Source organism: Pseudomonas rhizoryzae (genome assembly GCF_005250615.1).
Classification (GTDB): Bacteria; Pseudomonadota; Gammaproteobacteria; order Pseudomonadales; family Pseudomonadaceae; genus Chryseomonas; species Chryseomonas rhizoryzae.
The window spans coordinates 145,950-158,302 of the sequence record NZ_SULM01000003.1 but is presented as its reverse complement, the minus strand read 5'-3'; the positions used below and the strand labels follow the sequence as shown (position 1 = coordinate 158,302).

At 69.0% G+C, this 12,353-nt stretch carries 11 protein-coding genes; 5 read left to right on the top strand and 6 right to left on the bottom strand.

All coding sequences use genetic code 11. The features are described from left to right. Positions 1–46 precede the first annotated feature (46 nt). Genes FAZ11_RS05325 through FAZ11_RS05315 form a run of 3 tightly spaced genes read left to right on the top strand, consistent with a single transcriptional unit; the run spans position 47 to position 3,923 of the window. On the top strand, positions 47–964 hold the full coding sequence (locus FAZ11_RS05325; protein ID WP_058773581.1) for an AAA family ATPase: 918 nt from the start codon (positions 47–49) through the stop codon (positions 962–964). Continuing rightward, positions 934–1,917 (top strand): DUF58 domain-containing protein, encoded by a 984-nt coding sequence (locus FAZ11_RS05320; RefSeq protein ID WP_058773582.1) that lies wholly within the window; start codon positions 934–936, stop codon positions 1,915–1,917. The genes FAZ11_RS05325 and FAZ11_RS05320 overlap by 31 nt, the downstream gene beginning before the upstream one ends. After that, on the top strand, positions 1,914–3,923 hold the full coding sequence (locus FAZ11_RS05315; RefSeq protein WP_058773583.1) for a transglutaminase TgpA family protein: 2,010 nt from the start codon (positions 1,914–1,916) through the stop codon (positions 3,921–3,923). Before FAZ11_RS05320 ends, FAZ11_RS05315 begins: the two co-directional genes overlap by 4 nt. Here FAZ11_RS05315 and FAZ11_RS05310 read toward each other — a convergent pair. The 3 genes from FAZ11_RS05310 to FAZ11_RS05300 all read right to left on the bottom strand — a co-directional run bounded on the left by FAZ11_RS05310 (position 3,905) and on the right by FAZ11_RS05300 (position 6,424). After that, a complete protein-coding gene (locus FAZ11_RS05310; protein WP_193557483.1) occupies positions 3,905–4,111 on the bottom strand; it encodes a hypothetical protein in 207 nt (68 codons plus the stop codon). The two genes, FAZ11_RS05315 and FAZ11_RS05310, sit on opposite strands and share 19 nt — an antisense overlap. Before the next feature lie 47 nt (positions 4,112–4,158). Continuing rightward, positions 4,159–5,433: a methyl-accepting chemotaxis protein gene (locus tag FAZ11_RS05305; protein ID WP_058773585.1), complete on the bottom strand. Its 1,275-nt coding sequence runs from the start codon at positions 5,431–5,433 to the stop codon at positions 4,159–4,161. A gap of 160 nt (positions 5,434–5,593) precedes the next feature. After that, positions 5,594–6,424 carry a TatD family hydrolase gene (locus FAZ11_RS05300; RefSeq protein WP_058773586.1) on the bottom strand — a complete coding sequence of 277 codons (831 nt, stop codon included), beginning with the start codon at positions 6,422–6,424 and terminating at the stop codon, positions 5,594–5,596. A gap of 224 nt (positions 6,425–6,648) precedes the next feature. Here FAZ11_RS05300 and FAZ11_RS05295 point away from each other — a divergent pair, with 224 nt between their 5' ends. Together FAZ11_RS05295 and FAZ11_RS05290 are read left to right on the top strand one after the other, a co-directional pair. Next, positions 6,649–8,079: an MltF family protein gene (locus tag FAZ11_RS05295; RefSeq protein WP_058773587.1), complete on the top strand. Its 1,431-nt coding sequence runs from the start codon at positions 6,649–6,651 to the stop codon at positions 8,077–8,079. Between the two features lie 153 nt (positions 8,080–8,232). Beyond that, positions 8,233–8,538 carry a hypothetical protein gene (locus FAZ11_RS05290; RefSeq protein WP_058764548.1) on the top strand — a complete coding sequence of 102 codons (306 nt, stop codon included), beginning with the start codon at positions 8,233–8,235 and terminating at the stop codon, positions 8,536–8,538. Positions 8,539–8,541: 3 nt separating this feature from the next. Here FAZ11_RS05290 and greB read toward each other — a convergent pair whose 3' ends face one another. Genes greB through FAZ11_RS05275 form a run of 3 tightly spaced genes read right to left on the bottom strand, consistent with a single transcriptional unit; the run spans position 8,542 to position 12,230 of the window. Next, positions 8,542–9,045: a transcription elongation factor GreB gene (greB, locus tag FAZ11_RS05285; RefSeq protein WP_058764546.1), complete on the bottom strand. Its 504-nt coding sequence runs from the start codon at positions 9,043–9,045 to the stop codon at positions 8,542–8,544. 3 nt (positions 9,046–9,048) lie between these two features. Further along, positions 9,049–11,559 (bottom strand): ABC transporter permease, encoded by a 2,511-nt coding sequence (locus FAZ11_RS05280; RefSeq protein WP_058773588.1) that lies wholly within the window; start codon positions 11,557–11,559, stop codon positions 9,049–9,051. Continuing rightward, positions 11,556–12,230, bottom strand: coding sequence for an ABC transporter ATP-binding protein (locus FAZ11_RS05275; protein WP_058773589.1), 675 nt, complete (start codon positions 12,228–12,230; stop codon positions 11,556–11,558). The genes FAZ11_RS05280 and FAZ11_RS05275 overlap by 4 nt, the downstream gene beginning before the upstream one ends. Between the last annotated feature and the right edge of the window lie 123 nt (positions 12,231–12,353).

Here is a 12,353-nt window from a genome sequence, read left to right as displayed (position 1 = left end):
AGGCCGGCGCCTTCTCGCGCCGGCACAAGGCGAGAGACCTCAGGGCATGCACGATAGGTTGAACGCCTGTCTCAAGGCGGTAGACGGCGTTTTGTTGGGCAAGGAAACCCAGGTACGGCTGGCGCTGACCTGCTTGCTGGCGCGGGGACACCTGCTGATCGAGGACCTGCCCGGCATGGGCAAGACCACCCTCAGCCATGCCCTGGCCAGGGTGCTGGGGCTGTCCTTCCAACGCATCCAGTTCACCTCGGATCTGTTGCCCGGCGATATCCTCGGCACCTCGGTGTTCGATCGCGACAGCGGCCAGTTCGTCTTCCATCCCGGACCGGTGTTCGCCGAGTTGCTGCTGGCCGACGAGATCAACCGGGCCACGCCGAAGAGCCAGAGTGCACTGCTCGAAGCCATGGAAGAGGGGCAGGTGACCATCGAGGGTGCCACCCGGCCGCTGCCCGAGCCCTTCTTCGTCATCGCCACCCAGAATCCGGTCTCCCAGGGCGGTACCTTCGCCCTGCCGGAATCCCAGCTCGACCGCTTCCTGATGCGGCTGTCGCTCGGCTATCCGGGCCGCGCCGCGGAGCGGGCGCTGCTGCTCGGCGGCTCCGGGCGCGAGCAGCTGCCGCGGCTGGAGCCGCTGTTGGATCATGCCCAGCTGCGGCTGATCCAGGCCGAGGTGCCGCGCATCCATGCCAGCGACGCGGTGGTGGACTATGTGCTGCGCCTGGTGGAGGCGACCCGTACCCAGGCCTCCTTCGCCCTGGGGCTGTCACCCCGCGGCAGCCTGGCGCTGCTGGCGGCGGCGCGGGCCTGGGCGCTGCTGGCCGGCCGCGACCATGTGCTGCCCGAGGATGTCCAGACGGTGCTGCCGGCGGTGGCGGGGCATCGCCTGCGCGATATCGCCGACCCGGCCGGGCACGGCGGCGGCGCCCTGGTGCAATGGCTGCTGCGCGAAGTCCCGGCGCTGTGACCGGCAGTGCCTGGCAGCGCTATCGAGACGGTTGGCTGGCGCGGCGGATACCGCCGGCCAATCGCATCACCCTCGATCAGCGCCGGATCTTCATCCTGCCAACCCGCCAGGGAGCGGCGTTCGCCGTGGCCTTGCTGCTGATGCTGCTGGCCGGTATCAACTATCAGAACAGCCTGGCCTATGGCCTGACCTTCCTGCTGTTCTCCCTGGCCCTGGTGGCCATGCTGCACACCTATCGCAACCTGGCCGGTCTGCAACTGGCCGGTGGCGGCGCCAGCCCGGTGTTCGCCGGGGAGGCGGCGGGCTTTCGCCTGCGCCTGGAAAGCGATCGGCGCGCGCACCAGGCCATCGCCCTGGGCTGGCCCGGCGAACCGCTGATCCAGAGCGATGTGCCGACGGGGGAGAGCGTGGCGCTACAGGTCTTTCATCCGGCGCCGAAGCGGGGTTGGCTCAGGCCCGAACGCCTGCGGGTAGAGAGCCGCTTTCCCCTGGGCCTGTTCGTCGCCTGGAGTTGGCTGGATCTGGACGTGCGCGCCCTGGTCTATCCGCGACCGCTGGAGGCAGCGCCGCCGCCGCGCAGTGGCGAGGACAGGGGCGGCGAGGAAGGCCAGCGCCAGGCGGGGCAGGGCGCCGATGACTTCCAGGGGCTGCGGCCCTATCAGCCGGGTGATTCGCGGCGGCGGCTGGACTGGAAAGCCTTTTCCCGCGGCCAGGGATTGCTGGTGAAGGACTTCACCGCCCTGGCGGGCAGCGAACTCTGGCTGGATTTCAGCGTGCTCGATGGCGATACCGAGACGCGGCTGTCCTGGCTGTGCCAGGCGGTGCTGGACTGCAGCGCGCGGCAATTGAGATTCGGCCTGCGGTTACCTGGCGTCGAACTGAGCCCGGCGAGCGGTGACAACCAGCGCGACGCGGCGCTCCAGGCCCTGGCCCTGTTCGGGCGTCCGGTATGAGCGCCAGCATCCCGCAACCCATCCCGCGTATCGCCCTGGTCTGGCTGCTGGTGGCCCAGGCGCTGGTGATCCTGCCGCACCTCACCCATCTGCCGCCCTGGGTCGGGCTGCTCTGGGCCTTCTGTGCCGGTTGGCGGGTACTGCTGTTCCGCATGAAGATCCGGGCGCCCACGCGGATCGAGAAAGGTGGGCTGCTGCTGTTGACCATGGGCGGCATCTGGCTGTCGCGCGGCTCCTTCATCGGCCTGGATGCCGGCGCCGTGTTGCTGCTGGTGACCTTCGCGCTCAAGCTGATCGAGATGCACAGCCGGCGCGATGCGCTGGTGGTGATCTACCTGGGCTTCTTCGCCGTGGTGATCGCCTATCTGTTCGAGGACGGCCTGCTCGCCGCGCTCTACAGCCTGTTGCCGGTGACCGCCCTGGTGGCGGCGCTGATCGGCCTGCAGCAGAGTGCCCTGGCCAGCCGCCCGCTGGCCACCCTGAAGGTCGCCGGCTCCCTGCTGTTGCAGGCGGTGCCGCTGATGCTCCTGCTGTTCCTGGTGTTTCCGCGGATCGGTCCGTTGTGGTCGCTACCGCAACCCGGTGACCAGGCGCGTACCGGGCTGGGCGACAGCATGGCGCCCGGAGAGATTGCCCAGCTCTCGCAATCCGCCGAGCGGGTGTTCCGCGTCAGCTTCGACGGCGAACGGCCGGCGCAGCGCGACCTCTATTGGCGCGCCACCACCTACGAACATTTCGATGGCACGCGCTGGTCGGTCGATCCAGATACGGCCTGGAGCCCGGAGCCGGCCTGGACGCCCCGCGGGCCGAGCCTTGCGTACCAGGTGATCATGGAACCCAGCGGGCGGCCCTGGCTCTATGGGCTGGATGTGGCGCGCAGTGACCAGCGCGACGTGCGCCTGGCCAGCGATTTCCATCTGCAACGCCGACGGCCGGTGGACCAGGCGCTGCTCTATCGGGCGACCAGTTGGCCCCAGGCACTGCGCGAGCCCGGCCGGCTATCCGCCTCCAGCCAGCGCCGTGCGCTGCAACTCCCCAGCGGGGGCGAACCCCGAACCCGCGCCTGGGTCGCCCAGCTCAAGGCGCGCTATCCGGCGCCCGAGGCCCTGGCCGGGGCGATCCTGGCTTATTTCCGCCAGCAGCCCTTCGTCTACACCCTGCAACCGCCCACGGCGAGCGTCGATGCCATCGACGCCTTCCTGTTCTACAACCGTCGCGGCTTCTGCGCCCACTATGCCGGCGCCATGACCTTCGCGCTGCGGGTGGCAGGCATACCCGCGCGGGTAGTGGCCGGCTACCAGGGCGGTGAATTCAACGCGGCCGGCGGTTACCTGCTGGTGCGGCAATTCGATGCCCATGCCTGGGTGGAATACTGGCTGCCCGAGCGCGGCTGGGTCAGCGTCGATCCCACCGCCCAGGTGGCGCCCGAGCGGGTCGAGCGTGGCTTGCAGGAGGCGCTGGCGGCCCAGGGCGCGGCCAACGAATTCCTCGCCGACAATCCCTTCGCCGCCGATCGCTATCGGAATCTGGCGTGGCTCACCAGCCTGCGGCTGAGCTGGGACAGGATCAACTATGGCTGGCAGCGCTGGGTGCTCAACTACGAAGGGGATACCCAGGGCGAGGTGTTCAAGCGCCTGCTGGGCGAGGGCTCGCTGCAACGCCTGGGGCTGTTGCTGGCGGCGGCGGTGTTGGGGCTGCTCGGCGTGATGGCGCTGCTGGTGCTCAAGCCCTGGCAGCGGCAACGGGATCCGCTGCTGGCGCGCTTCGCCCAGTTCGAGCGACTGCTGGCGCGCCAGGGGGTGATTCGCCACAGCGGCGAGCCCGCCGGTCGCTTCGCCCAGCGGGCGATAGTGGCCCTGCCCGCGGCGCGGGCGGAGATCGCCGCCTTCGCCGAGGAATTCCAGGCCCAGCGCTATGCCGGTCGGCAGCCGGACCCGGCCGCGCTCAGGCGAGCATTGCAACAGCTGAGAAGCGGTCTGCGGGGGCGTCAGGCGCGCAGCGACTGAGGACCGGGCAGGACCTCGGGCTCCTGCAGCGCGAAGGCGGCCAGGCAGACCACGGCGGCCAGGATCAGCGGCTGGGGATGTTGGCTGCCCAGGGCCAGGGCCACGCAGCCGAGGCCGAGCAGCAACAGGACGACAGACGTGAGGGCGTTGACCGAGCGCATGGCGGTTCTCCGAAAAAGTGCGGGCATCTTGCCGCCTGTCGGGCAACCGCGCGAATGCGCTCTCGCTATGGAGCCTATAGGCGCAACTGACGGATCGCCTGATTCAGGGTGCCAGCAAGGGCGGCCAATTCGGTACTGGTGCTGGCCGAGTCTTGCGTGAGCAGCATGGTCCTTTCCGTGACATCGCGGATGCCTACCACCGACCTGCTCATCTCTTCCGCCACCTGGGCCTGCTGTTCCGCCGCCACGGCGATCTGGGTGTTGCTGTCGCGCATCAGGGTCACCGCGGCGGTGATGTCGGCCAGGGCCTGCCCGGCGGCGCCGGCCTGGACCACGCAGTCGTCGGCCTTGAGCGAACTCTCGCGCATGAATTCCACCGCATCGCGGGTGCCGGCCTGAAGGCTGTCGACCATGCGGGTGATTTCATCGGTGGAGCCCTGGACGCGCTTGGCCAGGTTGCGCACCTCGTCGGCCACCACGGCGAAACCCCGCCCGGCTTCGCCCGCCCGGGCGGCTTCGATGGCGGCGTTGAGTGCCAGCAGGTTGGTCTGCTCGGCGATGCCGTGGATGACGTTGACCACGCTGGTGATGCGTTCGCTGTTCTCGGCCAGCTCCTGGATCATCACGGCGGTCTGCTGCACGCCTTGCGACAGGTCGGCGATGGAATGACTGACCAGATCCACCGCCTGCTGACCGGCACCGGCCAGGCGGTCGGCTTCCCGGGACTGGTCGCGGGTACCGGCGGCGTGCTCGGCGATCTGCTGCACGGTGGCACTCATCTCGTTGATCGCCGTGGCGGTCTGGTCGGTCTCGTGCTGTTGATCCTGCATGCCGCCGCGCACGCCCTGCATGCCGCTGGCCAGGCGCCCGGCGCCTTCGTCCAGGCGCGCGGCGCTGGCGGCCACGGTGCCGACGACGCGGGTGTAGCTGTCCTGCATGGCATTGAAGGCCTGGGTCATCTGCCCGACCTCGTCGCGGCCGCGCACCTCGACGCGGGCGGTGAGATCGCCATCGCGCTCCACCCGCAGCATGGTGTCCTTGAGGCGCTGCAGATTGCCGAGAATGAAGCGGATCAAGAGTTGCGAGGCCACCAGCAGCACCAGCATGAGCACCCCCACGGCCAGGGCGTATTCCGGAGCGCGGGCCAGGAAGATCTCGCCGAAGGTCGGGGCGCTCAGGTGGGCGGCCGTCTCACCCAGGGCGCTCTTGACTGCCTTGAGCTGGTCAGCGCGACCCGAGACTTCCAATTGCATGGCGAACAGCACCAGCAAGAGGCTGGTGACGAAGGCGACGGCATTGACCGCCCAGAATTTGTACTTGAGGGAGATATCGCGCAGCCAGGCGAACATAGGGGGCATCCAGTCGGCGGGGCCGTCCAGCCTGACAGGCCGCGGCAACCCGGATCTTGACTGACGTCAACGTCTTGCGAGAAGGCGTCTGACGCCGTGGAATAAGCCCAAAGGTTAACGGCTTGCACTGGTCTGACTTTAGCAAAACGGCACCCGCGTCTTAGTCGAATTCCTCGGTCCGCTCTGGCATGCGGACTTCCGGCAGCTCGAAGAAGGCGCGGGCGGTGGCGGTGGTGTGCAGGGCGGTCTGCTCGGGCGTCTCATTGCGTAGCCGGGCCACGGTACGCAGGATCTCCGGCAGGAAGGCCGGCTCGTTGTGGCCATGGCGTGGCTTGGGTCTGAGGGTGCGCGGCAGCAGATAGGGCGCATCGGTCTCCAGCATCAGGCGACCGACCGGGATCTGGCCGACCAGCTCGTGCAGGTGCAGGCCGCGGCGTTCGTCGCAGATCCAGCCGGTGATGCCCAGATGCAGGTCGAGATCCAGATAGCCATAGAGCGCCTTGCGCTCGCCGGTGAAGCAATGCACCACGGCGGCCGGCAGGTGGTCGCGATAGTCGCGCAGGATCGCCAGCATCCGTTCGCTGGCGTCGCGCTCGTGGAGGAATACCGGCCGGCGCAACTCGGCGGCCAGCGCCAGTTGCTCTTCGAAGCAACGCTCCTGCTGGGGACGCGGGGTGAAGTCGCGATTGAAGTCCAGCCCGCATTCGCCCAGGGCGCGGACCTTGGGTTGGCTGGCCAGGTCGCGCAGGGCCTTGGCGGCACTGGCGTTCCAGGTCGAGGCTTCGTGGGGATGGACGCCGGCGGTGCTGAACAGCGCCTCGCCGGCGTCCAGGCGCAGGCAGAGATTGAGGGCGTTCTCACTGTCGTCCAGGGTGGTGCCGGTGAGCACCAGTTGCACCACGCCAGCGGCCTGGGCCCGCTCGACCACCGCGTCCACCTCCTTGAGCAGACTGGGATGGGTGAGGTTGACGCCGATGTCGATCAATTGCATGGTGCGGACCTTCAATTAGAGTCTGTTCAGGATCTCGCGAGCTAGAGCCAAACAAGGCGAAAAGGCCTGAGGAAGCGGAGTTTACAATTAGTAAATGAGCATTCCGAAGGCGTTTTCAACGCAGTTTGGCCGACGCGCAGCAGATTATGAACAGACTCTATCCCACCATTCTATCCGTAGTCCGGGTGCTGTCGGCGTTGTCCCGGCCAGGTCAGGAGTCCTGGATGCCGTTTCGATTCACGCTTGCCGTCCTGGGCTGCGTGCTCGCCTGTTCCGCCCAGGCCCGCCTGGGCGCCTTGCCGCCCGAGGCGCCCCGCCACGTCGCGGCGCGCGATCTGGCCGCCATCGAGCGCGCCGGTGAGTTGCGCGTATTGGTCAACCAGAGTCGCCACAGCTCGGGCGAATGGAATGGTCAGGCGCTGGGCGTCGAATATCGCCGGCTACAGGCCTTCGCCCGTTATCTGCAGCACCAGCCGGGCGGACGGCACCTGCGCCTGGTGTTCGTCCCCAAGGCCAAGGCGGACTTGCTGTCGGCTCTGCAAAGAGGCGAGGGCGATCTGGTGGCACCGGGGGAAACCCTGCTGCCGCCCGCGCACTCGGCGCTGATCGCCGCCGCGGTGGCGGCGCCGGCTAACCTGGTGGTGGTCGGCGGTCGTGGTCAGCACCTGCCGCGGCACCTGGAGCAACTGGCGGGGCGCCGGATAGTGCTGCCCCAGGGTAGCGCAGCCGGTCCGGCCCTGGCGCGGCTCAACGCCCAGCTGGAAAGGCGCAAGTTGCGACCGGTGCAGATCCAATGGGCCGATCCGACCCTGGCGGTGGAAGATGTCCTAGAGTTGACCCAGGCCGGCATCTATCCGCTCACCGTCGTCGAAGCCGGGCTGGCCCACCGCTGGGCGCGGGTGCTGCCCCGGCTGCGGGTGGCCGACCGGGTAGTGGTGGCCCATGACCAGGCGCAGCTCTGGTACCTGCGTGCTCCGGCGCAGCAGCTCGCCCAAAGGGTACGCGCCTTCGCCCGGCAGCCCCAGGCGCGGGATGACGACCAGGCCTTTCGCCAGGCCTCCGCGCGCCGCTATCAGGTGCGTAACCCCTTGCTGGGCAACGAACGGCGCCGCCTGGCCAAGATCCGGCCGCTGTTGCAGCGCTACGCCAAGGCCTACGACTTCGACTGGCTGACCCTGGCCGCCATGGCCTACAAGGAATCCGGGCTCGACCCTCACGCCCGCGGCGCCGGGCGCGCGACGGGGCTGCTGCAGATCACCCCGCAGGCGGCGCGCAGCGTTGGGGTGCGCGACTTCCGTTCCGCCGAGGGCAACGTCAAGGCCGCCACCCGCTATCTCGCCCAGCTGCGCCGGGAGTTCTTCTCCAGCCCACGGCTCGCCGAGCGTGAGCGCCGAGCCTTTACCCTGGCGGCCTACAACCTAGGCCCGGAACGGGTCCAGGCGCTACGCGCCAAGGCACGCCAGCAGGGGCTGGACGGCGACCGCTGGTTCTTCCAGGTCGAGCGCGTTGCCGCCGAAGAGGTGGGCATCGGGGTGGTCAACTACGTCGACAGTGTCAACAAATATCGGGTGGCCTTCAGTCTCGAGCGTACTCGGCTCGAAGCCCCCACGGTGGCCGCCACGACGACCACCGTGGGGCGTGGCGATGACGGCTGAAACCGGCTTGACAGGGCAAGTGGGGCCTCCCTAGGATGATCCCGCGCCGATTTAAACAGCAACTTGCGGGGCGCTCCCAAATACCGCTAAAGCGCTGGACGGAACAGGCCTCGTACTACCGCCCAGCTGGACCTACGAGGCGGAATCCTGTCCATGCTTCCTCTCCCGCTACGCCTTACCCCGCTGACCCAGGGCAAGCTCGCCTGTCATCCCGCCATCCTGCTCGGCGGCCCCGACCAGCCCACCCTGCTGCGCTATCTCGAAGGCTGGCCCAAGCGCTGGCCCCATAGCCGTACCCTGCAGATCCGTTTCGCCGACCAGGCCGAGCAATTGCGCGGCTTCGGTAACGACAGCTTCGACTTCGCCGTGGTGCAGTCGCCCGGTAGGGCCGGTCTCGAACCTCTGGTGCGGGAGCTGACCCGAGTGGCGCGGCAAGGCGTGATCACCCGGCGGCGCTAGCCGTCACTCGTCCGGATAGGCGATCTCGACGATATACCAGCGCTGTTCGCCGGCCGGCGTCTGCAAGCGGACCTCGGCGTCCAGCGCCTTGCCGACCAGCGCCCGCGCCAAGGGCGAGTCGATGCTGATGAGGTTCTGCCGGAGGTCGAGTTCGTCCGGGCCGACGATGCGATAGCGCTTCTCGGCGCCTTCCTCGTCTTCCAGGGTGACCCAGGCACCGAAATAGACCTTGGTCGGATCGGCCGGGCGTTCGCGGATCACCTTGAGATTCTCCAGGCGCTTGCGCAGGAAGCGCACCCGGCTGTCGATCTCGCGCAGCATCTTCTTGCCGTAGATGTACTCGGCGTTTTCCGAGCGATCGCCCAGGGCCGCCGCCTCGCTCACCGCCTGGGTGACCTGGGGGCGGCGCACGTTCCACAGCTCATGCAGTTCGGCGCGCAGCCGGGCTTCGCCAGCGGGCGTGATCAGGGGCGTGCCGGCGGTGCGCGGCGGACGGTAACGGCTCATGGATCAGCTTTCTCTCAGGATCAGTAACGGACTGGCGGTGAGGGCCCGCCGCGTGCCCAGTAGCCCGGCCGTACTGACCAGGAGGGCACCCAACACCGGCAGGAGCAGGAGCCAGGGATGGGGTTGCCAGTCGAGGTCGAAGGCCAGCCGGTAGAGCAGGGCGCTGACGATCTCGCAACCGAGCGCCGCGAGCAAGCCGCTGGCGCCGCCGAGCAGGATGAATTCGGTGCGCCGCGCCCGTTGCAGCAGTTCGCGCCGGGCGCCCAGGGCGCGCAGCAGGGCACCCTGGCGGATGCGCTCGTCCAGGGTGGCCTGCAAGCCGGCCAGCAGCACGGCGATACCGGCGGCCAGCACGAACAGCAGCACGAATTCCACCGCCACGCTGACCTGGCGCAGGATGCTGCGCAGCTGATCGAGCAGGGCGTCGATGGGCAGCAGCGTCACCGCCGGAAATTGGCGGGCCAGAGCCAGCAGTTCGCGATCATGGCCGGGCGGCAGGTAGAAGCTGCCCAAATAGGTGACCGGTACCCCTTCCAGGGCGCCCGGCGCGAAGATGACGAAGAAGTTGGGCTGGAAATTGTCCCAACTCACCTGGCGCAGGCTGGTGACCCGCGCCTCGATCTGCCGATCGCCAATGACGAAGCCGAGGGGGTCGCCCAGGCCGACGCCGAGACTGCGCGCCAGCTCGCCCTCCAGCGAAACGCCGGGCAGGTCACCGGCTGGCACGGCATTCCACCAGTGGCCGGCTTCCAGGCGATTGCCGTCCGGCAACTCAGCCGACCAGGTCAGGTTGAGGTCGCGCCGGGTCGCCCGTCCGCCGCGGGAGTCATCTTCCAGGCCTTCCCGGGCCGGGTGCCCCTTCACCGTGACCAGGCGCCCCTGGACGATGGGGTAGAGCGGACTGGCATGGGGTGAGAGAGCCGCGACCGCCTGGGCAAAGGCCTGGCGTTCATCCGGCAACACATTGAGGGCGAAATGATTGGGCGCCTCGGCCGGCAGTTGCGCCTGCCAGCGCTCCAGCAACTCGCCGCGCAGCAGCACTACCAGGCTCATGGCCAAGAGGATCAGGCCGAAGGCCAGCGTCTGGCCCACCGCCGCCAGCGGATGCCGCAGCAACTGGCCCAGGCCCAGCCGCCAGGCCAGGGGCGCTCCTTGTAGCGCCTGGCGCAGACCGCGCAGGGCCAGGTAGAGCAGGCTGCCGAACAGCAAGCCGGCGACCAGGCCACCGACCAGCAGGGCCAGGGTCAGGCGTAGATCCAGCGATAGCCGCCACATGATCAGCCCCAGGGCGAGCAGAGCGCAGCCATAGACCAGCCAGGTGCGCAGGGGCACCGGTTGCAGATCGCTGCGCAGCACCCGCAAGGGCGGTACCCGGCCCAGGGCGGCCAGCGGTGGCAAGGCGAAGCCGGCCAGGGCGACCAGGCCGGTACCCATGCCGGCCAGGGCTGGCCCGATCCCGGCCGCGGGCAGGCGCGCCGGCAGCAGGCCATGCAACAGCTGGAACAGCACCAACTGCGCCAGCCAACCGAGGAGGGCGCCGAGCAGGCTGGCGGCCAGGCCCAGCAGCCCCAGCTGCAGACCATAGAGCAGCAGGGCATCGCGCCGGGTCAGGCCGAGGCAGCGGAGCAGGGCGCTGGCATCGAAACGCCGCGCGGCGAAGCGATTGGCCGAGAGCGCCACGGCCACGCCGGCCAGCAACACCGCCACCAGGCTGGCCAGGCCGAGATAACGCTGGGCCCGCTCCAGGGCATTGCCCAGTTGCCGATTGCCGTCGCCCGGTCCTTCGAAACGCTGGTTGGCGGCGAGGTCGGGCGTGAGCGCCTGGCGATAGCTGGCAAGCGCCGCCGGTTCTCCGCGCCAGAGTTCGCGGTAGCGTACCCGGCTGCCGGGCTGGATGACCCCGGTGGCGGCCACGTCGTCGAGATTGATCAGCACCCGCGGCGTCAGGCTGTAGAAGTCGCCGGCCCGATCCGGTTCGGCGGTGAGCACCCGGGTGATGGTGAGCGGCTTGCGGCCGATGTCGAGTCGATCACCGACCCGCGCATCCAGCGCCAGCAACAGCCGTGGCTCGACCCAGGCCTCGCCGGGGGCCGGCGCGCCGCCCGCCTGGTCGGGCGCAGCGGGCGCCGCCGCGCTACGTACCTCGCCGCGCAACGGAAAGTTCTTCTGCACCGCCTTGACGCTGGCCAGTTGCAGGGCCTCGGCGCCCGCCGCCATGGTGCTGAATGTCAGGGTACGGCTGTGGGTGAGGCCGAGCCGCAGACCGGCCGCCACCTGTTCGGGGCGGGCCGGTTCGCTGCCCAGCAACACCAGGTCGGCGGCGAGGAATTCGCTGGCGCGCGTCTGCATGCCGGCTCCCAGGCGGGCGGTGAAATAGCCGATGGCGACGCTGGCCGCCACGGCCACCACCAATGCCAGGCAGAGCATGCGGATCTCCCCCGCGCGCAGCTCGCGCAGGGTCTGGCGCCAGGCCAACAGGAACAGCCGCGTAAGCGGTAGGCCGGCACCCCTCATGCCGCGACCCGCCGACCGCCTTCCAGGCGCAATTGCCGGGCACAGCGGGCTGCCAGGCGCTCGTCGTGGGTCACCAGGACCAATGTGGTACCCCGTTCCCGGTTGAGTTCGAACAACAGGTCGCTGATGTGGGCACCGGTGCGGCTGTCGAGATTGCCGGTCGGTTCGTCGGCGAAGAGGATGCTTGGCCGCGGCGCGAAGGCCCGGGCCAGGGCCACCCGCTGTTGCTCACCGCCGGAGAGCTGGCGGGGGTAGTGGCGTAGCCGTTCGCCGAGGCCGACCCGCTCCAACAAAGCCGTCGCCTGCTCACGGGCCTGACGAGCGCCCTCCAGCTCCAGTGGCAGCATCACGTTCTCCAGTGCCGTGAGGCTGTCGAGCAACTGGAAGGATTGGAAAACGAACCCCACCCGTTCCGCCCGCAGGCGGGCCCGGGCATCTTCGTCGAGGGCGCCCAGGCGCTGGCCGGCGAGTTCCACCTCGCCGGAGCTGGGCAGATCGAGACCGGCCAGCAGGCCGAGCAAGGTGGATTTGCCGGAACCTGAGCTGCCGACGATGGCCAAACTGTCGCCGGCCTGGAGTTCCAGGTCCAGCGCCTGGAGGATCGGCAAGGCGCCTTCCGCGCCGGTGACGACCTTGCTAAGGTCGCGTGCCCGCAAAATGACTTCGCTCATGAGGTATCCAATGCCGTATCCGAAGGGCCCGCAGGCGGGCTGCTGTGGCGAGTTAGAGTCAAAAACCGCGCCGAAGTCCAGCGCGCCTTTGCGGCAAGGCATTGCCTGGTTGCTGGCGGTGGC